The following is a 25852-nucleotide window of genomic DNA, read 5'->3' as shown; positions in this document are numbered from 1 at the left end:
ATGTCATTAAATATTAGTAAGATAGCCTCTTTACATAAAATCTCTTAATATTATGCGCCAGGTATTATCGTCTCTTTTGGTGATTGCTGGACTTGTGAGTGGTCAGGCAATCGCCGCGCCTGAATCCCCCCCGCATGCTGATATCCGCGACAGCGGTTTTGTCTATTGCGTCAGCGGGCAAGTCAACACCTTTAACCCATCCAAAGCGAGCAGTGGGTTAATTGTCGATACCCTTGCCGCCCAGTTTTATGATCGACTCCTGGATGTCGATCCCTATACCTATCGCCTGATGCCGGAACTTGCCGAAAGCTGGGAAGTGCTCGACAACGGCGCGACCTATCGCTTCCACCTGCGTCGCGATGTTCCGTTTCAAAAAACCGACTGGTTTACTCCCACTCGTAAAATGAATGCCGACGATGTGGTGTTTACCTTCCAGCGAATTTTTGACCGCAACAACCCGTGGCATAACGTCAACGGCAGCAACTTTCCCTACTTCGACAGCCTGCAATTTGCCGATAACGTGAAAAGCGTCCGCAAACTGGATAATCATACCGTTGAGTTCCGACTCGCCCAGCCGGATGCTTCTTTTTTGTGGCACCTGGCGACCCATTATGCATCGGTCATGTCGGCAGAATATGCCGGGAAGTTAGAGAAAGAAGATCGCCAGGAGCAACTCGACCGTCAACCGGTTGGCACTGGACCGTATCAGTTATCGGAATACCGCGCCGGGCAATTTATTCGCCTACAACGTCATGATGACTTCTGGCGCGGCAAACCGTTAATGCCGCAGGTGGTGGTGGATTTAGGCTCCGGCGGTACCGGACGTCTGTCGAAACTCCTGACCGGGGAGTGCGACGTTCTGGCCTGGCCTGCTGCCAGCCAGCTATCTATTTTGCGTGACGATCCGCGCTTGCGTTTAACGCTGCGTCCGGGGATGAATGTCGCCTATCTGGCATTTAACACCGCCAAACCGCCGCTTAATAATGCCGCCGTGCGCCATGCGCTGGCTCTGGCGATCAATAACCAACGCCTGATGCAATCCATCTATTATGGTACGGCTGAAACGGCGGCCTCTATTTTACCGCGCGCCTCGTGGGCCTATGACAACGAGGCTAAAATTACTGAATACAATCCGGCGAAATCGCGCGAACAGTTGAAGGCGTTAGGGCTGGAAAACTTAACGCTGAAACTTTGGGTGCCCACACGTTCGCAGGCGTGGAACCCCAGCCCACTGAAAACCGCCGAACTGATTCAGGCGGATATGGCGCAGGTTGGCGTAAAAGTGGTGATTGTGCCGGTAGAAGGTCGTTTTCAGGAGGCGCGGTTGATGGATATGAGCCATGATCTGACGTTATCCGGTTGGGCGACAGACAGTAACGATCCGGACAGTTTCTTTCGTCCGCTACTGAGCTGCGCAGCAATACATTCCCAGACCAACCTCGCCCACTGGTGCGATCCGAAATTCGACAGCGTGTTGCGTAAGGCGCTCTCCTCGCAGCAGCTGGCGGCGCGTATTGAAGCCTATGACGAAGCGCAAAGTATTCTGGCGCAGGAATTACCCATTTTGCCGCTGGCGTCGTCATTGCGCTTGCAAGCCTACCGTTACGATATCAAAGGGCTGGTTCTTAGCCCGTTTGGTAACGCCTCCTTTGCTGGTGTGTATCGCGAGAAACAGGATGAGGTGAAAAAACCATGATTATCTTCACCTTACGCCGCATTTTGTTATTGATTGTCACCTTGTTCCTGCTGACGTTCGTTGGCTTTAGCTTGAGCTATTTCACCCCACATGCGCCGTTACAAGGTGCGTCACTGTGGAATGCCTGGGTGTTCTGGTTTAACGGCCTGATCCATTGGGATTTTGGTGTTTCCAGCATTAACGGTCAGCCGATTGCCGAACAGTTAAAAGAAGTCTTTCCGGCAACAATGGAGTTGTGCATCCTCGCTTTCGGATTTGCGTTGATTGTCGGGATCCCCGTGGGGATGATTGCCGGGATTACGCGCCATAAGTGGCAGGATAACTTGATCAACGCCATCGCCTTACTGGGTTTTTCCATCCCGGTGTTCTGGCTGGCGCTTCTGTTGACGCTGTTTTGTTCACTCACGCTAGGTTGGTTGCCCGTTTCAGGGCGTTTCGATCTGCTCTACGAAGTGAAACCGATTACCGGTTTTGCGTTGATTGATGCCTGGCTTTCGGACTCACCATGGCGGGATGAAATGGTCATGAGCGCAATCCGCCATATGATATTGCCCGTTATCACCCTGTCGGTTGCGCCAACAACTGAAGTGATCCGACTGATGCGTATCAGCACTATCGAAGTGTATGACCAGAACTATGTTAAAGCAGCGGCGACCCGCGGTTTGTCGCGCTTTACTATTTTGCGTCGCCACGTTCTGCATAACGCGTTACCTCCGGTTATTCCTCGCCTGGGCTTACAGTTTTCTACCATGCTGACGCTGGCGATGATCACCGAAATGGTTTTTAGCTGGCCGGGTTTAGGGCGCTGGTTAATTAACGCCATCCGCCAGCAAGATTACGCGGCCATTTCCGCCGGAGTGATGGTGTGTGGCTCACTGGTCATTATTGTTAACGTGATTTCTGATATTTTGGGTGCCATGGCTAACCCTCTGAAACATAAGGAATGGTATGCCTTACGATAGCGTATACAGCGAAAAGCGCCCGCCGGGCACGCTGCGTACCGCCTGGCGCAAATTTTATAGTGACGCCTCTGCGATGGTCGGTCTGTACGGCTGCGCGGGACTGGCTGTACTGTGTATTTTTGGCGGCTGGTTTGCGCCTTACGGCATCGACCAACAATTTCTCGGTTATCAATTATTGCCGCCGTCATGGTCGCGCTATGGCGAAGTTTCTTTCTTCCTGGGGACTGACGACCTCGGACGCGATGTTTTAAGCCGTTTACTGAGCGGAGCTGCGCCAACCGTAGGTGGCGCATTTGTGGTGACGCTTGCCGCGACGATCTGTGGCCTGGTACTGGGCACCTTCGCCGGGGCGACGCACGGCCTACGCTCAGCGGTGCTTAACCATATTCTGGATACCTTACTGGCGATCCCTTCCCTACTGCTGGCAATTATCGTTGTAGCGTTTGCCGGACCGAGTTTGTCGCACGCCATGTTTGCCGTCTGGCTGGCGCTGCTGCCTCGTATGGTACGTTCGATTTACAGCATGGTGCATGACGAACTGGAAAAAGAGTACGTTATCGCCGCCCGTCTGGATGGCGCATCAACGCTGAATATTCTCTGGTTTGCTGTGATGCCAAACATCACCGCCGGGCTGGTCACCGAGATCACCCGCGCACTGTCGATGGCAATTCTCGATATCGCCGCGCTGGGCTTTCTCGATCTCGGCGCACAACTCCCCTCGCCTGAATGGGGAGCGATGCTCGGTGATGCGCTGGAACTGATTTATGTCGCCCCGTGGACTGTCATGCTGCCAGGTGCGGCAATTATGATTAGCGTGCTGTTGGTTAACCTCCTTGGCGACGGTGTCCGTCGTGCAATTATTGCGGGGGTGGAATAATGCCATTACTCGATATTCGTAACCTGACCATTGAATTTAAAACCGGTGATGAGTGGGTTAAAGCCGTCGACCGCGTAAGTATGACCTTAACCGAAGGTGAAATCCGCGGTCTTGTTGGCGAATCAGGTTCCGGCAAAAGTTTGATTGCGAAAGCAATTTGTGGGGTGAATAAAGATAACTGGCGTGTTACAGCTGATCGTATGCGTTTTGATGATATCGATTTGCTGCGTCTCTCCGCACGCGAACGGCGCAAGCTGGTTGGTCACAACGTGTCGATGATTTTCCAGGAACCGCAGTCGTGTCTTGACCCTTCAGAACGTGTGGGTCGCCAGTTGATGCAAAACATCCCAGCCTGGACCTATAAAGGCCGTTGGTGGCAGCGTTTTGGCTGGCGCAAACGCCGTGCCATTGAACTGCTGCACCGCGTGGGGATTAAAGATCACAAAGATGCGATGCGCAGTTTTCCCTATGAGTTGACCGAAGGTGAATGTCAGAAAGTGATGATAGCCATTGCACTGGCGAATCAACCGCGTCTGCTGATTGCTGACGAACCGACAAACTCAATGGAGCCAACAACCCAGGCGCAAATCTTTCGCCTGCTGACGCGTCTCAACCAAAACAGCAATACCACTATTTTGCTTATCAGCCATGACTTACAAATGCTTAGCCAATGGGCGGATAAAATTAACGTGCTTTACTGCGGTCAAACGGTGGAAACCGCGCCGAGTAAAGAGTTGGTGACGATGCCACACCATCCTTATACCCAGGCGCTGATCCGCGCGATACCAGACTTCGGCAGCGCGATGCCGCATAAAAGTCGCCTCAATACGCTGCCCGGCGCTATCCCACTGCTGGAACAGTTACCGATTGGGTGTCGTCTGGGGCCGCGTTGCCCGTATGCACAACGAGAATGCATTGTGACGCCACGTTTGACGGGGGCGAAAAATCATCTCTATGCCTGTCATTTCCCGCTGAACATGGAGAAAGAGTGAGATGATCGAAACGCTGCTTGAAGTGCGTAATTTAAGTAAAACGTTCCGCTACCGGACCGGCTGGTTTCGTCGTCAGACCGTAGAAGCGGTAAAACCCTTGAGCTTTACGCTACGTGAAGGCCAGACACTGGCGATCATTGGCGAGAATGGTTCTGGTAAATCCACGCTGGCAAAAATGCTGGCGGGAATGATAGAACCTACCAGCGGCGAGTTATTGATTGACGATCATCCGCTGCATTTTGGCGATTATTCCTTCCGCAGTCAGCGTATTCGCATGATTTTTCAGGATCCTTCGACCTCGTTGAATCCCCGTCAACGTATCTCGCAAATTCTGGATTTTCCACTGCGTCTGAACACCGATCTGGAACCTGAACAGCGTCGCAAACAGATTATTGAAACGATGCGGATGGTTGGGCTGCTACCGGATCACGTCAGTTACTATCCGCATATGTTAGCACCCGGGCAAAAACAGCGTCTGGGTCTGGCGCGCGCGCTGATATTGCGCCCAAAAGTGATTATTGCCGATGAAGCCCTCGCCTCACTGGATATGTCGATGCGTTCGCAGTTGATTAATCTGATGCTGGAGTTACAGGAAAAACAGGGCATTTCGTATATTTATGTTACCCAGCATATCGGAATGATGAAGCACATTAGCGACCAGGTGCTGGTGATGCATCAGGGCGAGGTTGTCGAGCGAGGTAGTACTGCGGATGTGCTCGCCTCTCCGCTGCACGACCTCACTAAACGACTGATTGCCGGTCATTTTGGCGAGGCATTGACGGCGGATGCGTGGCGTAAGGACCGTTAGTGTTTTGCACCTCATCCTGACAGGGCCCCCCTCAGGATGAGGTGTTCATTACTTTTGATTGTCGATTCTGGTGAGAGCAACCAGCAATGCCAGCGTATAACACACCGTAATTGCCAGACTCATTTTTAACAGTGTTTCTCCGCCAATTCCCGACAATGGCGCGGCTATACCGCCGAAGACAAACATGCTCATCCCCATCAACGCAGACGCCGTTCCAGATTCCTGCGTCCCTACTGCACTCATAGCCTCTGCCCCGCCAACAGTGCCGATGCCGCTACAAAATGCGATGGTGAAAAATAATGCCACCAGTGCCGGAATGGGCAATTGTACCCATGCGCATAAGACCGTGAGCAATGCACACAAAATTGCCGCTATCAGGCCACCTCGCAACAATGTCATCGCGTTAATCCGTCGCGCCAGGCGCGAGAAGATCCATGAAGCAATGATAAGTCCGATGCCGTTAAGGCCAAACACCAGGCTAAATTGCATTGGACTAAAGCCAAATTCCTTCTGCAACACGAACGACGAAGAGCCGATATACGCAAACAAACCGGCCAGCATAAAACTTTGAATCAGGCAAAAGCGCATAAAAAGGCGGTTCTGCACCACGCTTCGTCCGGTTAATAGCAATGATGAGCCCCTTTTATTTTCTGGCAAGGTCTCATTAATAAATAACAGGCAGCCCAGCAACAGTACGGTGCTAATTTCAGCCATTACCCAGAATAAAGTGCGCCAGTCAAAAGTGCTAACAATGTACCCGCCCAGCACTGGCGACAACACCGGTGCCAGGCCATTCACCGTCATTAACAGCGCAAAAAACTGGGTCAACGTTACTCCCTGATATTTGTCACGAGCAATAGAACGAGAGAGCACCGAACCACCCGCCCCCGCGATCCCTTGAATAAAACGCCAGACCACCAGCCAGTAAATATTGTTCGTTGTCGCGCACAAAATGGAAGAAACAATAAACAATAGCAACGACAAGATTAACGGACGTTTACGCCCTATTTTGTCGCTCAGAGGGCCAAATAACAGTTGTCCGACGCCAAGACCGATCAGTGATGCAGTCAGGGTTAATTGCGTTATGGTCGTGGTTGCCGCCAGTTGCTCAGACATCTCCAGCAAAGCCGGCAAATAAAGATCGGTACACATCGGGCCGATACCGGCTAAAAGACCAAGAATCAATGCCCATGAAAGAGAGACTCTAGCCATATTATTCCTTACTTGAGTGATGACATGCCGCCGCCCAGCGACTGCCAGAGCGTGATTCGGTTTGTAAAATCAGTCAGTTGCAGTGCCAGCAGCTCCTGCTGTGCGCTCCACAAGCTGCGCTGCGCCGTCAACACGGTCAGGTAATCACCAACACCCGCCTGATAGCGACGCAAGCCAACATCGACCGTTTGTTGCTCAGCTTTAACATACTGGCGCTGTGCATCCAGTTGCTCTTCAAGCGTGGTCCGCCGCGCCAGTGCGTTAGCGACATCTTTAAATGCGCTCTGAACGGTTTTTTCATAGGTGGCAATGAGCCCACGCTTTTGTGCTTCTGCGTAACGAAGCTGCGCCAGATTACTTCCGCCAGTGAACAGCGGTAATGTGACCGATGGTGCAAATGACCAGATCTGCATTCCGTGGCTGAACAACGACGACAATGCGTCACTGCCCACACCGGCACTGGCAGTCAGCGAAATCGTCGGGAAAAAGTTAGCCCGCGCCGCGCCAATATCTGCATTGGCGCTCTTCAAATTATGTTCCGCTTCCTGGATATCCGGGCGACGCAGCAGAACATCAGATGATACTCCCGCAGGAACCAGACTTATCATTTGTTCCGGCAGGCTTTCCAGTGTTCCCGGTAGCAGATTTTCCGCAAGCGTTGTACCTGCCAGTAAGTTCAGCGCATTTTTATCCTGCATCACTTGTGTCTGATAGCTGGCAACGCTGGCGCGCGCTTGCTGATAAACACTCATCGCCTCACTGACATCTGTCGCTGCCGCCGTGCCAACCTGTTGCTGGCGCTGGATAATTTTCAATGAGTTTTCTGCACTGGCCATCGTTTCTTTTGCCAGGGCCAGGTTGCTGTTATCGGCCGCCAGTGTCAGCCAGGCGGTGCTGATTTCAGCAATCAGCGTTAAACGAGTGTTCTGGGCTGTAAATTCACTGGCAAGCCAGGTTTCCCGCGCCGCCCGAGATAAACTCTGATTACGACCAAACAGATCTAACGTATAACTGGACACCGTGCCGTCAGCCTCGGCAGTTGTTCCCGTACCATTCGCCAGCGAACGACTGCGAGTCGAACTTAAGGCCGCATTCACCGTCGGAAATAACGACGCATTAGTTTGCCCATAGAGCGCCCGTGCTGAGTCAATATCAGCAATCGCTTTTTGCACATCGCGGTTACTGTTCAGTGCAATGGTTACTACCTGCTGCAATCGGGGATCGTGGATCACCTGCTGCCAGTCATGGCTGATTGCCTTCCCCTGGCCCTGTGCTCCCGGCAAGGTCGCCGGGATTGGGGATTCAGGCGTACTGTAGTGAGGATCGAGCGAGACACATCCCGCACTCAACAACACCAGAAAAATAAGAGAACGGCGCAACATAACTTACTCCTGACGGCGCGGTTTACCGGCAAACAAACGTTTCACCAGTACAAAAAACAGAGGAACGAAGAAAATGGCCAGTAATGTAGCGGTCAGCGTGCCGCCAATAATGCCCGTACCAATGGCGATGCGGCTGTTCGCCCCTGCGCCGGTTGCTATCGCCAGCGGCATTACCCCCGCAATAAACGCCAGCGAGGTCATGATGATTGGGCGTAAACGAGTCTGCGCCGCGCGTAATGCCGCACGACTCAAGGAATAGCCCTCTGCAACCGCCGCTTCAGCAAATTCCACAATCAGAATGGCGTTTTTCGACGACAAGCCGATAGTAGTTAATAGCGCTACCTGGAAGTAAACGTCGTTGTTTAAATCACGCATCCAGGCCGCCAGCGCCGCGCCAAGAAGCCCCAGAGGGATCACCAGAATGACCGAGAACGGGACTGACCAGCTTTCGTACAGTGCTGCAAGGCAGAGGAAAACCACCAGAATAGAAACTGCATACAGACTTAATGCCTGACCGCTGGCCAGTTTCTCCTGCAATGACAAACCACTCCAGGCCCAGGTTGTTCCCGCAGGAAGACTGTTTGCCAGTTCCTCCATTTTTGTCATTGCATCGCCGGAACTAAAGCCAGTCGCGTTTTCGCCCTGAATTTCATAGGCTGCCGAGCCGTTGTAGCGCACCAGTCTTTCCGGTCCATACAGCCAGCGGGTGGTCGCAAAAGCAGAGAATGGTGTCATGACGTTATCGCTGCCGCGCACAAACCATTTACCTAAGTCTGACGGCGCGGAACGAAATTCGCTGTCGCCCTGAATGTAGACTTTTTTCACACGACCACGGTCAATAAAGTCATTCACATAAGTACCGCCCCACGCACTGGACAGGGTGTCGGTGACATCATTCAAACTCAACCCTAATGACACCGCTTTATTACTATCAATATCTACCTGCAATTGCGGCATTTGTGGCAAATCATTGGCGCGTACAGAATGTAACTCCGGACTTTGATTCGCTTTTTCTATCAACTGATTACGCATTTGCAGCAGTGTTTCACGATCGGTTCCACCGTTAGCTAACAATTCAAACGTAAAACCATTGCTTTGCCCCAGCCCATCAACGGCTGGCGGCGTCATCGCAAATACCGTGGCATCACGAATTGTGCCCAGCTCTTTGGTTGCCCGTAGGGCGATAGCCTGGGCGGTGTTTTCTGCCCCTTTACGTTGAGACCAGTTTTTCAACGAAACAAACGCCATCCCGGTGTTCTGTCCGCTGCCGCTAAAACTGAAACCATCAACGGTAAAGATGACATCGGTATTTGCTTTCTCGTTAATCAGGAACCAGTCAACAATCTGGCGATTCACTTCTGCTGTACGGGCAGCGGTCGCCCCGGCCGGCAGCGTGTACTGCACCATGATTTCGCCCTGGTCTTCAGTGGGTAAGAAACTGCCCGGCAGTTTCCACATCATCAGGGCCATTCCACCACCCAGCACGACATAAAGCCCCATCGTTCGGGCTGCACGGCGCAGGACATAAATTACGCCTCGCTGATATTTATCTTCAGTACGGCGGTAAAAGCGGTTAAATGCGCCGAAAAAGCCTTTTTTATGTGGCGGAACATGCTGGAGGACGGAACCGCACAGGGCGGGAGTCAAGGTCAATGCCACCACCACGGAAAGCAGCATTGCGGAGATGATGGTGATGGAGAACTGACGATAAATTACGCCCGTAGATCCCCCAAAGAAGGCCATCGGCAGGAATACGGCTGACAACACCAGCGCAATGGCAACCAGTGCGCCAGAAATCTCGCCCATTGATTTTTCCGTGGCTTCACGCGCGGGCAACCCTTCGTCACGCATAATGCGTTCGACGTTCTCCACCACCACAATGGCATCGTCCACCAGCAAGCCGATCGCCAGCACCATTGCAAACAACGTCAGGGTATTAATCGAATAGCCAAACAACGCAAGAACGCCGAATGTGCCCAGCAAAACGACGGGGACAGCTAACGCCGGAATCAGTGTGGCACGCAGGTTTTGCAGGAATAAATACATCACGCAAACCACCAATACGATGGCTTCAAACAGCGTCTGAATTACGTCCTCTACAGAGATTTTAATAAATTCAGTGCTGTCTTTCGGGTATGCGATGTCGTATCCCTGCGGCATGTTCCGCTGGAATTCGGCAATCTTATCCTTGACCAGCGTCGCCGTATTCAGCGCATTCGCACCGGGCGAAAGCATTACAGCAACCCCGGCAGACGGGTGACCGTTAAGTTTGCCGATAGCGGTATAATCTTCACTGCCCATCTCAACGCGAGCCACATCTTTTATACGAACAACTGCGCCGTCTGACTGGCTTTTCACGATAATATTTTTGAACTGATCCACCGTCTGCAAGCGAGACTGCGCACGTACCGTTGCGGTCAGTTGCTGAGTATTCGGTGAAGGCAATGCCCCTATTTTCCCGGCAGTAACCTGCACGTTTTGCGCTTCAATAGCACTTTGCACGTCTGAAGGCATTAGCGAGTAAGACGCCAGTTTGGCCGGGTCAAGCCAGATGCGCATAGCGTATTCCGCGCCAAAGACTTGCAGACTCCCCACACCTTCAACACGCGCCAGCGGGTCCTGAACGTTACTAACCAACCAGTCGGCGATATCCGAACTGGAGGCTTTGTCAGTGGTGTCATACACGGCAGCAATCAGCAAAAAGTTGCTTTGTGATTTCTCCACCGTAACACCCGTTTGCTGCACTTCGCTGGGTAGGCGCGACTCCGCCTGCTGAATTTTATTCTGCACCTGAACCTGTGCAGTATCTGGATCGGTACCTTGTTCAAAGGTCACATTAATACTGACCGAACCATCAGAGCTGCTGGTTGAGCTGAAATAGAGTAAATTATCAAGCCCAGTGAGTTGTTGCTCGATAACCTGAGTCACGCTGTTCTCCAGCGTTTCGGCAGAAGCACCAGTATAAGTGGCTGAAATTTTAATGGTCGGTGGCGCAACGTCAGGATATTGCGCGACGGGCAATGTGCGAATAGCCAGAATCCCCGCCAACATAATCAAAATGGCGATAACCCAGGCAAAGACCGGGCGGCGAACAAAAAAGCGCGAAAACATCAGGCGTTGCCTCCATTAGCCTGAACTTCAACAGCCTTGACGGTCTGCCCTGAAGTGACTTTGGCAGAACCTTCAACAATCAGTCGGTCGCCGTTGTGCAGGCCGTTCAGCACCAGCCATTTATCACCATACGTTTCTCCCGTTTCGAGCGTTCGCTGCTCTACTTTATTGTCTTTATTCACCACCAGCGCAGTTGCATTGCCTTTAGCATCGCGCGTGACGCCCTGTTGCGGCGCGAGAATAGCGTCTTCCATCACGCCTTCATCGACACGAGCGCGAACAAACATTCCCGGTAATAACTGCTGTTGTGGATTGGGGAAAATCGCCCGTAATGTCACCGAACCGGTAGACTCATCTACAGCGACTTCGGTGAGTTCCAGACGCCCTTTTTCGCTGTAGGTTGTGCCATCTTCCAGAATAAGTGAGACGCTCATGGTGTCACTGTTGGTCGCCAGTGACTGTTTACGCAGACGTAATAAATCGACACTGGAGCGAGTGAGGTCGACATACATTGTATCCAGACCACGAATAGTCGTTAACGCTGTATCTTGCGACGCGGTCACCAGTGCGCCAGGGGTTACCGACGAAATGCCAATGCGCCCTGAAATCGGTGCGGTTACCGTGGTCCAGTCAAGATTAATGCGCGCAGTTTCCAGTGCGGCTTTTTTCGCCTCTACACTGGCTTTATCTTGTGCACAGGTAGACTGAGCATCATCAGCATCCTGTTGTGAAACACCATTCTCTTTCACCAGTCGGGCATAACGCTGCGCTTTCTGGCAATCGGCTTTTACCAGTGCCTGTGCTTGTTGTAATGCTGCCCGGGCTTCATTCCATGCAGCCTGATAACTGGCCGCATCAATCTGGTAGAGAGGCTGTCCAGCCTTGACCAGATCACCTTCCTTAAATAAGCGTTTCTGGATAATTCCCCCAACCTGCGGACGTACTTCAGCACTGAGCGCAGCACTGGTGCGTCCGGTTAATTCACTGACTACCGAAACCGGTTGAGATTTGAGCGTAACAACGCCGACTTCTGTTTCTGACGGGGATGAATTGTTACTTTGCGTATTATCACAACCCGATAAGAGCAGCATTGCCACTACAGATGTTGCTATATACTTCATTATTTTCTCCAGGGTGAGAAATACCCTCCTCATTGAAATTAATGAGGATATGTCAGGGATATTCAGTTATAACGAACCCGCATCGCGAAATGAATTTCGCAATGAAATAAGGGGGATTAATATCCCCCGCTATTGGTTAATTCTGTTCTTATTTATTTATCAACATACTAACAATATCCTGATATATTTCCTGCAGATGTTGTGGATCGCTTTTTTGCGGTGTTAAACGACGATAAACCGTACCTTCCATCATGGTAGCAAACACTTCAACGCAGCAACGAATGTGATCGTCGCTAAGATGGGGATGCATTCTTTTCATATGTGCACAACCGTTAGCGAACATTCTGGCGTCAGCTTCTTCAAGCATTGCCATAACCCGCGGGTTGCGTGTGGCTTCTGCAGCCACTTCCAGCATCAGCGCGTCGTCGTCCTCATTTAAGGATTTACGCAAGGCAAGGACTTCCGGGAAGTGATCGGTACGCGCGTCAATGTCCATTTGGGCAATACGAAAGTCGATGATACGGCGAACCATCTCTTCAATAATGGCGTCTTTGTTGGCGAAGTAACGATATATCTGACCCACGCTAAGCTGAGCTTCACTGGCAATTTGCGACATACTGGCGGCATGAAATCCGCAGCGACGAAAACACCGACGGGCGGCGTTAATGATTTCATCCTGACGCTGTTTGTGGCGTATCTCCAGCTTGCTGGTCATTTCTGTCTCCTGGCCTATCACTTAGTGAGAATGATCATTCTCATTTTTGCTAATTATACGTTTCTCCAAAGTAATGGAAAGTATTTTTATTTATTCATGATGCATATTCTGATAATGAAGAGATTGTGGAGATTCTGTGAAGATAGTTGACAATATTAAGTTGGAGTCAATTCATCAGAAAGACAGCGACTTGTTGTCGCCAGTTCTGTTTTCATCATCAAACTTATCGGAGCTAATACGAATAGTTTCAAAGTCAGATTCTATAAGATATTTCCCCAACCTCCCCCTTGCAGGCGTCAGGAGTAGATAACGCAAAATGCTCTGTACCGCAGCTTCTCTCCGCTACAGAAAGCGCAACTATAGCCACCCACAGCCAGGTTGATTATAATAACCGTTTATCTGTTCGTACTGTTTACTAAAACGACGAATCGCCTGATTTTCAGGCACAACAAGCATCAACAATAAGGATTAAAGCTATGGGTTTTCTTTCCGGTAAGCGCATTCTGGTAACCGGTGTTGCCAGCAAACTGTCCATCGCCTACGGTATCGCTCAGGCGATGCACCGCGAAGGAGCTGAACTGGCATTCACCTACCAGAACGACAAACTGAAAGGCCGCGTAGAAGAATTTGCCGCTCAATTGGGTTCTGACATCGTTCTGCAGTGCGATGTTGCCGAAGATACCAGCATCGACACCATGTTCGCTGAACTGGGGAAAGTTTGGCCGAAATTTGACGGTTTCGTACACTCTATTGGTTTTGCACCTGGCGATCAGCTGGATGGTGACTATGTTAACGCCGTTACTCGTGAAGGCTTCAAAATTGCCCACGACATCAGCTCCTACAGCTTCGTTGCAATGGCAAAAGCTTGCCGCTCCATGCTGAATCCGGGTTCTGCCCTGCTGACCCTTTCCTACCTTGGCGCTGAGCGCGCTATCCCGAACTACAACGTTATGGGTCTGGCAAAAGCGTCTCTGGAAGCGAACGTGCGCTATATGGCGAACGCGATGGGTCCGGAAGGTGTGCGTGTTAACGCCATCTCTGCTGGTCCGATCCGTACTCTGGCGGCTTCCGGTATCAAAGACTTCCGCAAAATGCTGGCTCATTGCGAAGCCGTTACCCCGATTCGTCGCACCGTTACCATCGAAGACGTCGGTAACTCCGCAGCGTTCCTGTGCTCCGATCTCTCTGCCGGTATCTCCGGTGAAGTGGTCCATGTTGACGGCGGTTTCAGCATCGCTGCTATGAACGAACTCGAACTGAAATAATCGTTCTGTTGGTCAAGATGGGCGGCGTTCTGCCGCCCATTATCTCTGTTATACCTTTCTGATATTTGTTATCGCCGATCCGTCTTTCTCCCCTTCCCGCCTTGCGTCAGGATAACGATTTCCTTTACGACCAAGGAGCGCCCATGGAACAACGCCACATCACCGGCAAAAGCCACTGGTATCATGAAACGCAATCCAGTACTGCGGAGAATGACGTTCTGCCTCTGGTCCCGGAAGCCGCAAAGGTTCGCGATCCCTTTCTGCTCGACGTGATCCTTGATAAAGAAACGCTGGCCCCCTTCCTTTCATGGATGGTCCCGGCGCGCATTCTTGCAGCGGAGTTGTTCCCTGACCAGCTTACTGTGACCCGTTCACAGACCTTCACCGCTTATGAACGCTTGTCGACGGCCCTGACGGTTGCTCAGGTTTGCGGCGTCCAGCGGTTATGTAACTACTATTCGGCGCGACTTACGCCGCTCCCCGGGCCTGATTCCTCCAGGGAAAGTAATCATCGTTTGGCACAAATCACGCAATATGCCCGCCAACTGGCCAGCTCGCCTTCTATTATCGACAACCGATCGCGCCAACATCTGAATGACGTCGGTCTTACTGCCTGGGACTGTGTGATTATCAACCAAATCATTGGTTTTATTGGCTTTCAGGCGCGGGCAATTGCGACATTTCAGGCTTATCTCGGGCATTCGGTACGCTGGTTACCCGGTCTGGAGATACAAAACTACGCCGACGCGTCGCTGTTTACGGTTGAATCAATACGCTGGCGAAGCTGCTATGAGGTGGAAAAACTCCCTGAAGAACAGGCAAAAAGTTCAACGGCAGAACTGTGCCAACTGGCTGAAACGCTCTCTCTCCACCCTATTTCACTTTCCCTTCTCGAAAAGTTGTTAAACAGCACACGGGTCAATACACAGCCGGATAATAAGCTTGCGGCGTTGTTATGCGCGCGTATTAATGGCAGTCCTGCTTGTTTTGCCGCCTGTATGAATTCATCAAATGAATATAAAAAAATCAGCCCCCTTCTGCGCAAGGGCGAAAATGAAATTAACCAATGGGCTGACCGTGATTCTGTTGAGCGCGCTACCGTTCAGGCGATACAATGGCTGACCCGAGCACCCGATCGCTTTAGCGCCGCCCAGTTCAGCCCATTACTCGAACACGAAAAATCATCAACGCAGATTATTAATCTGCTGGTATGGAGCGGGCTGTGTGGCTGGATAAATCGCTTAAAAATCGCGTTGGGTGAGACATATTAACCTTGCCGCGTCAGACAGATTCGCGTAAAACTGTCAGCCGCTCTAATGGCCACCAAAATAGACAATTATGTTTCAGGACAACCCGCTGCTAGCGCAGCTTAAACAGCAACTGCATTCCCAGACGCCACGCGCTGAAGGGGTGGTAAAAGCCACAGAAAAAGGCTTTGGCTTCCTGGAAGTCGACGCGCAAAAAAGTTATTTCATTCCGCCGCCGCAGATGAAAAAAGTCATGCATGGCGACCGAATTATCGCGGTGATCCACAGTGAAAAAGAACGTGAATCCGCAGAGCCAGAAGAACTGGTTGAACCGTTTCTGACTCGTTTCGTGGGTAAAGTTCAGGGCAAAAATGACCGTCTGGCCATCGTTCCTGATCATCCACTCTTAAAAGACGCCATTCCTTGCCGCGCAGCCCGTGGCCTGAACCACGAGTTTAAAGAAGGCGACTGGGCGGTTGCCGAAATGCGCCGTCATCCGCTGAAAGGCGATCGTTCTTTCTATGCTGAACTAACACAATACATCACTTTTGGTGACGACCACTTTGTACCGTGGTGGGTTACCCTGGCGCGCCATAACCTGGAAAAAGAAGCACCAGACGGCGTCGCTACCGAAATGCTCGATGAAGGTCTGGTTCGTGAAGATCTGACAGCGCTGGATTTTGTCACCATCGACAGTGCCAGCACAGAAGATATGGATGACGCCCTTTTCGCTAAGGCGTTGCCGGATGACAAACTTCAGCTGATTGTGGCGATTGCCGATCCAACCGCGTGGATTGCTGAAGGCAGCAAGCTGGACAAAGCCGCGAAAATTCGCGCATTCACCAACTATCTGCCTGGCTTCAACATCCCTATGCTGCCTCGCGAGCTTTCTGACGATCTCTGCTCACTGCGCGCCAATGAAGTCCGCCCGGTACTGGCATGCCGCATGACGCTCTCCGCTGATGGCACCATTGAAGATAATATCGAATTCTTTGCCGCCACCATCGAATCCAAAGCGAAGCTGGTGTATGACCAGGTCTCTGACTGGCTGGAAAATACCGGTGACTGGCAGCCTGAAAGTGAAGCAATTGCCGAACAAGTCCGTTTGTTAGCGCAAATTTGCCAACGCCGTGGCGAGTGGCGTAATAGCCACGCACTGGTATTTAAAGATCGCCCGGATTACCGCTTTATTCTCGGTGAAAAAGGTGAAGTGCTGGATATCGTCGCCGAGCCTCGTCGCATTGCCAATCGTATCGTCGAAGAAGCGATGATTGCCGCTAACATTTGTGCGGCCCGCGTACTGCGCGATAAGCTCGGTTTTGGCATCTATAACGTGCATATGGGCTTTGATCCGGCGAATGCCGACGCGCTGGCAGCGTTGCTGAAAACCCACGGTCTGCATGTCGATGCCGAAGAAGTGCTCACGCTGGACGGTTTCTGCAAACTGCGTCGTGAACTGGATGCGCAACCAACTGGTTTCCTCGACAGCCGCATTCGTCGCTTCCAGTCATTTGCTGAAATTAGCACTGAACCCGGTCCTCACTTTGGCCTCGGTCTGGAAGCATACGCCACCTGGACTTCGCCAATCCGTAAATATGGCGACATGATCAACCACCGTCTGCTGAAAGCGGTTATCAAAGGCGAAACTGCGACGCGTCCGCAGGATGAAATCACTGTCCAAATGGCCGAGCGTCGCCGTCTCAACCGAATGGCAGAACGTGATGTTGGCGACTGGTTATACGCACGCTTCCTGAAAGACAAAGCCGGGACCGACACCCATTTCGCGGCGGAAATTGTCGATATCAGCCGTGGCGGCATGCGTGTGCGTTTGGTTGATAACGGCGCTATCGCCTTTATTCCAGCACCTTTCTTACACGCTGTGCGCGATGAACTGGTTTGCAGCCAGGAAAACGGCACTGTACAAATTAAAGGTGAAACGGCTTACAAAGTGACCGACGTTATTGACGTCACCATTGCCGAAGTCCGCATGGAAACCCGCAGCATTATTGCACGCCCGGTCGCGTAATCTCCTTTCACGGCCCATTCCTCATGAATGGGCCGTTTATTTCCCCGCTCCACCTTCGCCATATCCCGGCAGATTTTTAACTGACTTTCGTTTGAAAACTGGCGTTTTTCCAAAACTGGATTACAAATAAATAGATAAAAAAAACAATGCGTTTAGCCGCCGTTAATTTCATGTAAGTCATGTTGTTCCTTTTATTTAACTGCGGACTCCGCTGTTAACCGGAGGATATGCATCATGAAAACCGTTAGGGAGTCCACAACGTTGTACAACTTTCTCGGATCGCACAATCCATACTGGCGGTTGACGGAAAGCAGCGATGTTTTGCGCTTTTCTACCACCGAAACCACAGAACCTGAACGTACGTTGCAGTTATCTGCCGAACAGGCTGCTCGCATCAGGGAAATGACGGTCATCACTTCCAGCCTGATGATGAGTCTGACCGTCGATGAAAGCGATCTTTCTGTGCATCTGGTAGGACGAAAAATCAATAAACGGGAATGGGCTGGCAACGCGTCGGCATGGCATGACACACCGGCGGTTGCTCGTGATTTATCACACGGGCTTTCCTTTGCTGAGCAGGTAGTTTCTGAAGCACATTCCGCAATAGTGATTCTCGACAGTCGGGGGAATATCCAACGCTTCAATCGGTTATGTGAAGATTACACAGGGTTGAAAGAACACGACGTCATTGGGCAAAGCGTGTTTAAACTGTTTATGAGCCGTCGTGAAGCTGCGGCATCCAGGCGCAATAACCGTGTATTTTTTCGAAGCGGCAATGCATATGAAGTCGAACTGTGGATACCAACACGTAAAGGCCAGCGGCTGTTTCTGTTTCGCAATAAATTTGTCCACAGCGGCAGTGGCAAGAACGAGATTTTTTTAATCTGTTCCGGCACCGACATTACCGAAGAGCGCCGCGCTCAGGAGCGACTGCGTATTCTGGCAAATACCGACAGTATCACCGGACTGCCGAATCGTAACGCAATGCAGGAGTTAATCGATCACGCCATTAATCAGGCAGATAACAATAAAGTTGGGGTTGTGTATCTTGATTTGGATAATTTTAAAAAGGTCAACGACGCTTATGGGCATTTGTTTGGTGACCAGCTATTACGCGAAGTGTCATTGGCCATTTTAAGCTGTCTCGAACATGATCAGGTGTTGGCGCGTCCAGGTGGCGATGAGTTTCTGGTACTGGCATCCAATACCTCACAAAGCGCGCTGGAAGCAATGGCATCACGAATTTTGACCCGCTTACGACTCCCCTTCCGCATTGGTTTAATTGAAGTTTATACCAGCTGTTCAGTGGGTATTTCACTCTCTCCCGAACATGGTTCGGACAGCGCGGCTATTATTCGTCACGCCGACACAGCAATGTACACAGCGAAGGAAGGCGGACGAGGACAATTTTGCGTTTTTACCCCAGAAATGAATCAGCGGGTATTTGAATATCTCTGGCTGGATACCAACTTGCGTAAAGCACTGGAAAACGATCAGTTGGTTATTCACTATCAACCGAAAATCACCTGGCGTGGCGAAGTACGCAGTCTGGAAGCTTTAGTACGTTGGCAGTCACCTGAACGTGGGTTGATTCCACCGTTGGACTTTATTTCCTACGCCGAAGAGTCAGGGCTAATTGTGCCTTTAGGCCGTTGGGTGATTCTCGATGTCGTACGCCAGGTGGCGAAGTGGCGGGATAAAGGCATTAACCTGCGAGTGGCGGTAAACATTTCTGCACGTCAGCTCGCCGATCAAACCATTTTCACCGCCCTGAAACAGGTTCTCCAGGAACTCAATTTTGAATACTGCCCTATTGATGTTGAACTGACGGAGAGCTGCCTGATTGAGAATGATGAACTGGCACTGTCTGTTATTCAACAATTTAGCCAACTAGGTGCGCAAGTGCATCTGGACGATTTTGGTACCGGCTACTCTTCACTTTCGCAACTGGCGCGCTTTCCGATCGATGCGATTAAACTTGACCAGGTTTTTGTTCGAGATATTCACAAACAACCTGTATCGCAGTCGCTGGTCCGGGCGATCGTCGCTGTGGCCCAGGCATTGAATCTTCAGGTGATCGCTGAAGGAGTGGAGAGTAAAAAGGAAGATGCTTTTTTAACCAAGAACGGGATCAATGAGCGGCAAGGATTTTTGTTTGCCAAACCAATGCCCGCCGTCGCCTTCGAACGCTGGTATAAACGCTATCTGAAGCGCTCATAAGTAGATGAATATATATACTTAGCGATGTATTCCGTCATTATATATCGTATTCCCGGATGATAATTAGCCGTTGCCGTTAAACACTTCTCTTTTAGCGGCAATTTTTGCATTATTCATTTTCTCCCTTTTGCTATAAGGATGTCCTTGATGTCTGAATTTGATGCCCAGCGCGTTGCCGAACGTATTGATATTGTGTTAGATATCCTTGTGGCAGGCGATTACCACTCTGCGATCCATAATCTCGAGATACTTAAAGCAGAACTCTTGCGCCAGGTTGCTGAATCTACGCCAGACATCCCGAAGGCACCGTGGGAGATTTAACAATCGTGCCTTCAGGTTTTCCTATTTGAGGATGCCCGGCGCGTCAGTATTTTTTTATTAAGTATTATAACGTTATAAGAATTACAGCGATGAATTCCCGACAACAAACTATTCTACAGATGGTCATTGACCAGGGTCAGGTTAGCGTAACCGATCTGGCAAAAGCCACTGGAGTTTCTGAAGTTACCATTCGCCAGGATCTCAACACCCTCGAAAAACTGAGTTACCTCCGCCGTGCACATGGCTTTGCAGTTTCGCTTGATAGTGATGACGTCGAAACCCGTATGATGAGCAACTATACACTGAAGCGTGAACTCGCCGAGTTTGCCGCGTCACTGGTTCAACCGGGCGAAACTATCTTTATCGAAAATGGCAGCAGCAATGCCCTGCTCGCCCGGACTCTGGGCGAGCAGAAGAAAAATGTCACGATCATCACGGTCAGCAGCTATATTGCACATTTGCTTAAAGACGCGCCTTGTGAAGTCATTTTGCTCGGTGGCGTGTACCAGAAAAAAAGCGAAAGTATGGTTGGTCCTTTGACACGCCAGTGCATCCAACAGGTGCATTTCAGCAAAGCATTTATTGGTATTGATGGCTGGCAGCCTGAAACTGGGTTTACCGGTCGCGATATGATGCGTACCGATGTGGTCAATGCCGTGCTGGAAAAAGAGTGCGAAGCGATAGTCCTGACTGACAGCTCGAAATTTGGTGCTGTACATTCATACTCCATCGGCCCCGTTGAGCGATTCAATCGCGTGATTACCGATTCGAAAATACGCGCCAGCGATCTGATGCATCTTGAGCACAGTAAACTCACCGTTCACGTCGTTGACATTTAACCATTTCCCTTCTCTACGGATGATTTGCTGTTTTGCAAATCATCCGCTCTAAGATGATTCCTGGTTGATAATTAAGACTATTTACCTGTTATTAACACTCTCAAGATATAAAATTATTATCAGCGATATAACAGGAAGTCATTATCACCTGCGTGATATAACCCTGCGCGCGAGCGGATTTCACGGAATAATTTCACCAAGCTTATTCTTAGCTATTATAGTTATAGAGAGCTTACTTCCGTGAATCATAAATTCAGGAGAGAGTATTATGTTTGTAACGAGCAAAAAAATGACCGCGGCTGTTCTGGCAATTACCCTGGCAATGTCTCTGAGTGCCTGTTCTAACTGGTCTAAACGAGACCGTAACACCGCAATTGGCGCGGGCGCAGGTGCATTAGGCGGTGCAGTACTGACCGATGGCAGTACGCTGGGTACATTAGGTGGTGCAGCCGTCGGTGGTGTTATTGGTCACCAGGTCGGTAAATAATCGTAAATAAATGTCGATTATCGACTCGCAATTATAATACACTTGATTCTGTTCAGTACGAAATAACTGAATAATACACACAGTAAAATATTCTAAAGCCACGGATATATCCGTGGCTTTTTATGTTAACCGCCGGCGAGTTTTACCTTCATCCCTTTCGCTTCAAGCAGTGATTTTAATAAATCGCGCTTATCACCCTGGATTTCAATAATTCCATCTTTAACTGCCCCGCCGCAGCCGCATTTTTTCTTCAGTTCCGCTGCCAGTTTTGTCAGTTCGGCATCATCGAGATCGACACCGGTAATCAAGCAAACGCCCTTACCTTTACGTCCACTGGTCTGACGCTGAATACGCACCACACCGTCGCCTTTAGGGCGTACAGGGGCCGCTTTTGGCTCATCAATACGTCCGGTTTCCGTTGAGTAGACCAGACGGCTGTTGGAATCACTCATCATGCACTCCGCTGTAAAGAGGCGTTGATCGCTTTCAGCGTTTGCGCTGGATCTACCGATTGCGTTACCGGGCGACCAATCACCATATAATCAACACCAGCCGCCAACGCCTGTTCTGGCGTCATAATGCGGCGCTGGTCACCAGCTTCACTCCCCTGCGGACGAATGCCCGGCGTAACCAGTTTAAACTCCTGACCGAATACCTGTTTAAAGCGCACAGCTTCCTGAGCAGAACACACCACACCATCAAGGCCACATTTTTGCGTCAGTGCCGCCAGACGTTCTGCATAATCTGCAGGTGACAGCGTCACGCCAAGATCGGCCAGGTCGCTGGCTTCCATGCTGGTCAACACCGTCACAGCAATCAAAAGCGGTGCATCTTTGCCAAACGGGACGAGTGCCTCACGCGCTGCGGTCATCATACGCGCCCCACCGGAGGCGTGAACATTCACCATCCACACGCCTAAGTCAGCTGCAGCAGCGACAGCGTGCGCTGCAGTGTTGGGAATATCGTGAAATTTCAGGTCGAGGAAGATATCAAAACCACGCTGTTGAAGTTCGCGTACAAATTGAGGTCCAAACAGCGTAAACATCTCTTTGCCGACTTTCAGACGACAATCGCGTGGGTCGATCTTGTCGACAAAGGCCAGCGCGGCATCACGATTATGATAATCAAGGGCAACAACCACAGGAGAATTCGTAACAGCGCGGGAAGAAGATGAAGCAGTTAACGTCATGACCAGACCTTCTTGATGATGGGCACCGGAAGTGGCGCGAAACAGGTAAACGGCGAGCATTCTACCCGTGGAAATAAAAAATTAACAGTTGCGATTTCCCCCTGGCAGGCTTTTCTGCGCCCGAGTTACCGGAGCACAATGGAACATTAATAACCAGTATGTTGTAACTAAAGTCGGATTTTTTTAAAAATTACAGGCCATCAAGACCGCGAATCGGTTTAATGGTTGACCAGGCCCGACAAGATGGACAATGCCAGTAGAGGGTGTATGCGGTAAAACCACATTTCTGGCAGCGATAACGAGGCTTACTACGCACCTTCTCGCCAACCATGTCACGCAGCACCATCAGACTCTCTTTAGCACGCCCTTCTTCCGCTTCATTTAAGTGGTAATCCATTAGCTTATGGAACACACGCATGGTCGGATGACGCTGAAGCTGACGCGTAATATAGACCTGTGCGGCCTCACTACCGTCGCGCGCTTCGATGATGTCCGCAAGCATTAGTTCAGCATCGGCACCGGTGTTCTCTTCCACCGCGCGCTGCAGGAACTCTGCCCATTCGGCAGTTTTACCCAACTGCTGGTAGCAGGTTTGCAGCATTTCCAGCGTTTCGCTGACCAATTCTCTGTCCTGGGATATCACGCGTTGCAAACTTTCGACGGCTTTGGCGTATTCTCCTTTCGCCATAAATACGCGTCCCATCATGATGGATACGCGGGCGCTGTTTTTATCTGCCGCCGCACCTTTTTTTAACAAGGCCATGGCACGATCGAGATCGTCGCTGGCCATATGCTGTAGGGCTAACTCGCAGTAGAAATGAGCAATTTCGACGCGCTGCTTATCTTTACCCAGCTTCACCAGGCGTTCGGCAACATCAATTGCTTTCTGCCACTCGCTGGTAGCCTGATAGATTTGTAGCAACTGTTGCAGCGCGCCAATGCGGAAGTCAGTTTCATCGGTCAGTTGATTGAACATGTCTTCCGCGCGGTCGTATAACCCGGCGGCCATGTAATCACGCCCCAGTTGTTGAATCGCCAACAGACGCTGTTCATAGGTCAGCGAGGCGCTTTCCATTAGGGTCTGATGGATGCGAATAGCGCGATCAACTTCGCCACGCGAACGGAACAGGTTTCCGAGCGTAAGGTGGGCTTCAACGGTACCCGTATCCTCTTTAAGCATATCGAGAAACAGGTCTACCGCTTTATCCTGTTGATTACTAAGCAGAAAGTTAACCCCCGCTACGTAATCACGCGACAAGCGGTTGGCTTCATCTTGCTTGTTTTGTTGCGCACTTCTGCGGCCCATATACCAGCCATAGGCAGCGGCTACAGGCAAAAGCAGAAACAACAACTCCAGCATAGAAAGTTATTCCTTCGCCGCTGACGAATGCGGCGCTACAGCCACGTCAGTCGCGGGTGAAAGCTGGTTTTCCAGTCGCTTTATTTTACGTTCAGCGCGCGCCAGGGAAACACGAACTCGCAGCCAGAACAGGCCGCAAATCAGCCAACCGATAGCAAACCCCGCAGCAAACAATACCGCCAGCAATGTGGAAATACGGTACTCCCCTTGCGCTAACAGATAATTAAACGTCACCTGTTGATCGTTCTGCGCACCCAACGTGACCGAAATCACGAAGATCGCTAACACCAGTAAGAAAATGAGTAAATATTTCACATTACTTCCCGTTATGTGGTTAGAGCGAATAAATTATGGTCAACTTACCGCAATAGCCCTTTAAAGTACCATTTTCGCGCCGTCTGCGAAATGGCAACCACGCGCATTGTTGATGATTTAAGGGCTAAATTCAGAAAATCAACCAGCGTTAACTTTCTTGTTCTCGTTGCGCAATTTCGCGATTTTCTTCCGCAGGTGGTGTTAATGGCCCACAAATTCGTTGTGCAAGCCACGTTGCCACCGCCACCAGCGCCCACGAAATCAACGTAGCTACCACCAGATCGCGCGGCCAATGCATCCCGAGTAGCAGGCGGCTTCCCATGACTCCTGTTGCCCAGACCAGCAAGATAGCAATGGTTAACGTTCGCCGACGCGGCCACAGCAACCCAACGGCCAACAGCGCCCAACTGGCAGCAAACATCGTGTGACCGGAAGGAAAGGCAAACCCCGTCTCTTTCTGCCAGTGTGAACGCAAATATTGTGGGATATTATTCTCTTCAGCCAACTGTTCTTTCACTATATTTCCGCGTTCTGCTCGCTTTAAAGTGTAGAACTCATCAACCGGAATATGATGTGTTTTTTCCAGCCAGATTACAAAAGGTCGTGGTTCCTGGACTTTGTCTTTGATCCAGGATTTAACGCCTTGTCCCACAAGGATTGCCGCCGCCAGAATGGCAAATAACATAATGGCGGCCTTAATGCGAAAACGCAGACACCAGAGAAACCAGCCGAATAAAATCAGATGCGTGATGATACCCCAGGGTTGGGTAACGGTTTCAGTAACCCAAAAAGCCGCTTTTAGTAGCCAACTTTGTTCTCCAGGTTGCCAACGCCAGCCAGAAATCCATACGGCTACCGGCATAACAAGCAATAGTGCAGCTCCCACTGCGGTACGTCTGGCAATCGAACGCATGGCATCTCCTTTTTGATAAGTCCCACAATCATAACTGAAAATGCCAGTTCCAGGAAAAATTGACAGATTTGTGCCATTCCGTGAACGATCGACGCGTCGTGATTAGGTGAACCCCTTCTCGTTATGGCAAAATAAGCCAATACAGAACCAGCATTATCTGGAGAATTTCATGCAGCTTAAACGTGTGGCAGAAGCCAAACTGCCAACCCCATGGGGCGATTTCCTGATGGTGGGATTTGAAGAACTGGCAACCGGACACGATCATGTCGCGCTAGTCTATGGCGATATTTCCGGGCATACCCCGGTACTTGCGCGCGTCCATTCCGAATGTCTGACCGGTGACGCCCTGTTCAGCTTGCGCTGCGATTGTGGCTTCCAGCTCGAAGCGGCACTGACGCAAATTGCCGAAGAAGGCCGTGGTATTTTGCTGTATCACCGTCAGGAAGGTCGTAACATTGGTCTGCTGAATAAAATCCGCGCTTATGCACTGCAGGATCAAGGTTACGATACTGTAGAGGCTAACCACCAGTTAGGCTTCGCCGCTGATGAGCGCGACTTCACTCTTTGCGCTGATATGTTCAAACTCCTTGGCGTCAATGAAGTCCGCTTGTTAACCAACAACCCGAAAAAAGTCGAAATTCTGACCGAAGCTGGGATTAATATTGTTGAACGCGTACCGTTGATTGTAGGTCGTAACCCCAATAACGAACATTATCTCGATACCAAAGCCGAGAAAATGGGTCATTTGCTGAACAAATAACCCTCTTGCATTGTGTAATTCATTTGCTTGCCGG

General features: G+C 50.7%; 25 protein-coding genes. 13 read left to right on the top strand and 12 right to left on the bottom strand.

Features of this window, described 5'->3' with window-relative positions:
• Positions 1-52 precede the first annotated feature (52 nt).
• From sapA to sapF, 5 genes are read left to right on the top strand one after another with little or no spacing between them, the layout of a single operon-like run.
• Positions 53-1696 (top strand): ABC transporter substrate-binding protein SapA, encoded by a 1644-nt coding sequence (sapA, locus tag BGE37_RS11675; protein ID WP_105288043.1) that lies wholly within the window; start codon positions 53-55, stop codon positions 1694-1696.
• A complete protein-coding gene (sapB, locus tag BGE37_RS11670; RefSeq protein WP_000583281.1) occupies positions 1693-2658 on the top strand; it encodes a putrescine export ABC transporter permease SapB in 966 nt (321 codons plus the stop codon). Before sapA ends, sapB begins: the two co-directional genes overlap by 4 nt.
• On the top strand, positions 2645-3535 hold the full coding sequence (gene sapC, locus BGE37_RS11665) for a peptide ABC transporter permease SapC (RefSeq protein ID WP_001146163.1): 891 nt from the start codon (positions 2645-2647) through the stop codon (positions 3533-3535). Before sapB ends, sapC begins: the two co-directional genes overlap by 14 nt.
• Positions 3535-4527, top strand: a complete 993-nt coding sequence (gene sapD, locus BGE37_RS11660; RefSeq protein WP_001128858.1) for a peptide ABC transporter ATP-binding protein SapD — start codon at positions 3535-3537, stop codon at positions 4525-4527. The genes sapC and sapD overlap by 1 nt, the downstream gene beginning before the upstream one ends.
• Position 4528: 1 nt before the next feature.
• Positions 4529-5335, top strand: coding sequence for a peptide ABC transporter ATP-binding protein SapF (sapF, locus tag BGE37_RS11655; RefSeq protein WP_000573406.1), 807 nt, complete (start codon positions 4529-4531; stop codon positions 5333-5335).
• Between the two features lie 48 nt (positions 5336-5383).
• Here the strand turns inward: sapF and BGE37_RS11650 are convergent, their stop codons facing one another.
• The 5 genes from BGE37_RS11650 to BGE37_RS11630 all read right to left on the bottom strand — a co-directional run bounded on the left by BGE37_RS11650 (position 5384) and on the right by BGE37_RS11630 (position 12876).
• Positions 5384-6547, bottom strand: a complete 1164-nt coding sequence (locus BGE37_RS11650; RefSeq protein ID WP_105288042.1) for a multidrug effflux MFS transporter — start codon at positions 6545-6547, stop codon at positions 5384-5386.
• 8 nt (positions 6548-6555) lie between these two features.
• The gene (locus BGE37_RS11645) at positions 6556-7929 is read right to left on the bottom strand and encodes an efflux transporter outer membrane subunit (protein WP_000946226.1); all 1374 of its coding nucleotides are present in this window, start codon (positions 7927-7929) and stop codon (positions 6556-6558) included.
• A 3-nt stretch (positions 7930-7932) separates the two neighbouring features.
• Positions 7933-11040 carry an efflux RND transporter permease subunit gene (locus BGE37_RS11640; protein WP_198598466.1) on the bottom strand — a complete coding sequence of 1036 codons (3108 nt, stop codon included), beginning with the start codon at positions 11038-11040 and terminating at the stop codon, positions 7933-7935.
• The gene (locus BGE37_RS11635; protein ID WP_000873802.1) at positions 11040-12161 is read right to left on the bottom strand and encodes an efflux RND transporter periplasmic adaptor subunit; all 1122 of its coding nucleotides are present in this window, start codon (positions 12159-12161) and stop codon (positions 11040-11042) included. The genes BGE37_RS11640 and BGE37_RS11635 overlap by 1 nt, the downstream gene beginning before the upstream one ends.
• 148 nt (positions 12162-12309) lie before the next feature.
• Positions 12310-12876, bottom strand: coding sequence for a TetR/AcrR family transcriptional regulator (locus BGE37_RS11630; RefSeq protein WP_105271235.1), 567 nt, complete (start codon positions 12874-12876; stop codon positions 12310-12312).
• 476 nt (positions 12877-13352) lie between these two features.
• Here BGE37_RS11630 and fabI point away from each other — a divergent pair, with 476 nt between their 5' ends.
• From fabI to rnb, 3 genes are all read left to right on the top strand, one after another.
• The gene (fabI, locus tag BGE37_RS11625) at positions 13353-14141 is read left to right on the top strand and encodes an enoyl-ACP reductase FabI (RefSeq protein WP_000506492.1); all 789 of its coding nucleotides are present in this window, start codon (positions 13353-13355) and stop codon (positions 14139-14141) included.
• 143 nt (positions 14142-14284) lie between these two features.
• The gene (locus BGE37_RS11620; protein WP_105288041.1) at positions 14285-15412 is read left to right on the top strand and encodes a carboxymuconolactone decarboxylase family protein; all 1128 of its coding nucleotides are present in this window, start codon (positions 14285-14287) and stop codon (positions 15410-15412) included.
• 67 nt (positions 15413-15479) lie between these two features.
• Complete coding sequence (rnb, locus tag BGE37_RS11615; protein ID WP_105288040.1) at positions 15480-17414, top strand: exoribonuclease II; 1935 nt, start codon at positions 15480-15482, stop codon at positions 17412-17414.
• Positions 17415-17490: 76 nt separating this feature from the next.
• On the opposite strand, the gene BGE37_RS11610 is transcribed toward rnb, so the two are convergent.
• On the bottom strand, positions 17491-17595 hold the full coding sequence (locus BGE37_RS11610) for a hypothetical protein (RefSeq protein WP_000221855.1): 105 nt from the start codon (positions 17593-17595) through the stop codon (positions 17491-17493).
• A gap of 53 nt (positions 17596-17648) precedes the next feature.
• On the opposite strand from BGE37_RS11610, the gene pdeR reads away from it, so the two are divergent.
• The gene (gene pdeR / locus BGE37_RS11605) at positions 17649-19634 is read left to right on the top strand and encodes a cyclic di-GMP phosphodiesterase (protein WP_000859969.1); all 1986 of its coding nucleotides are present in this window, start codon (positions 17649-17651) and stop codon (positions 19632-19634) included.
• On the opposite strand, the gene ymiD is transcribed toward pdeR, so the two are convergent.
• Entirely contained in the window at positions 19616-19744 is a 129-nt protein-coding gene (ymiD, locus tag BGE37_RS25600; protein ID WP_213054491.1) for a protein YmiD, read from the bottom strand. The genes pdeR and ymiD overlap by 19 nt on opposite strands.
• Before the next feature lie 37 nt (positions 19745-19781).
• Here ymiD and BGE37_RS11600 point away from each other — a divergent pair, with 37 nt between their 5' ends.
• The 3 genes from BGE37_RS11600 to osmB all read left to right on the top strand — a co-directional run bounded on the left by BGE37_RS11600 (position 19782) and on the right by osmB (position 21281).
• Positions 19782-19955, top strand: coding sequence for a YciZ family protein (locus BGE37_RS11600; RefSeq protein WP_001288368.1), 174 nt, complete (start codon positions 19782-19784; stop codon positions 19953-19955).
• Positions 19956-20044: 89 nt separating this feature from the next.
• The gene (yciT, locus tag BGE37_RS11595) at positions 20045-20794 is read left to right on the top strand and encodes a DNA-binding transcriptional regulator YciT (protein WP_001088621.1); all 750 of its coding nucleotides are present in this window, start codon (positions 20045-20047) and stop codon (positions 20792-20794) included.
• Positions 20795-21062: 268 nt separating this feature from the next.
• Positions 21063-21281 carry an osmotically-inducible lipoprotein OsmB gene (osmB, locus tag BGE37_RS11590; protein ID WP_000498253.1) on the top strand — a complete coding sequence of 73 codons (219 nt, stop codon included), beginning with the start codon at positions 21063-21065 and terminating at the stop codon, positions 21279-21281.
• A 125-nt stretch (positions 21282-21406) separates the two neighbouring features.
• Here osmB and yciH read toward each other — a convergent pair whose 3' ends face one another.
• From yciH to pgpB, 5 genes are all read right to left on the bottom strand, one after another.
• Positions 21407-21733: a stress response translation initiation inhibitor YciH gene (yciH, locus tag BGE37_RS11585; protein ID WP_001353236.1), complete on the bottom strand. Its 327-nt coding sequence runs from the start codon at positions 21731-21733 to the stop codon at positions 21407-21409.
• Complete coding sequence (pyrF, locus tag BGE37_RS11580; protein ID WP_000176265.1) at positions 21733-22470, bottom strand: orotidine-5'-phosphate decarboxylase; 738 nt, start codon at positions 22468-22470, stop codon at positions 21733-21735. The genes yciH and pyrF overlap by 1 nt, the downstream gene beginning before the upstream one ends.
• Positions 22471-22660: 190 nt before the next feature.
• On the bottom strand, positions 22661-23830 hold the full coding sequence (lapB, locus tag BGE37_RS11575) for a lipopolysaccharide assembly protein LapB (RefSeq protein ID WP_000891338.1): 1170 nt from the start codon (positions 23828-23830) through the stop codon (positions 22661-22663).
• A gap of 6 nt (positions 23831-23836) precedes the next feature.
• Positions 23837-24145, bottom strand: a complete 309-nt coding sequence (gene lapA, locus BGE37_RS11570) for a lipopolysaccharide assembly protein LapA (RefSeq protein ID WP_000876284.1) — start codon at positions 24143-24145, stop codon at positions 23837-23839.
• Between the two features lie 148 nt (positions 24146-24293).
• Entirely contained in the window at positions 24294-25058 is a 765-nt protein-coding gene (gene pgpB, locus BGE37_RS11565; RefSeq protein ID WP_105288039.1) for a phosphatidylglycerophosphatase B, read from the bottom strand.
• A 169-nt stretch (positions 25059-25227) separates the two neighbouring features.
• Here pgpB and ribA point away from each other — a divergent pair, with 169 nt between their 5' ends.
• Entirely contained in the window at positions 25228-25818 is a 591-nt protein-coding gene (gene ribA / locus BGE37_RS11560; RefSeq protein WP_001176295.1) for a GTP cyclohydrolase II, read from the top strand.
• Positions 25819-25852: the final 34 nt, after the last annotated feature.

The sequence above is a fragment of the Escherichia sp. MOD1-EC6300 genome (assembly GCF_002965045.1).
Taxonomy (GTDB): domain Bacteria; phylum Pseudomonadota; class Gammaproteobacteria; order Enterobacterales; family Enterobacteriaceae; genus Escherichia; species Escherichia coli_F.
The sequence above is the reverse complement of the archived record's forward strand: the minus strand, read 5'-3'. Positions and strand labels throughout refer to the sequence as shown.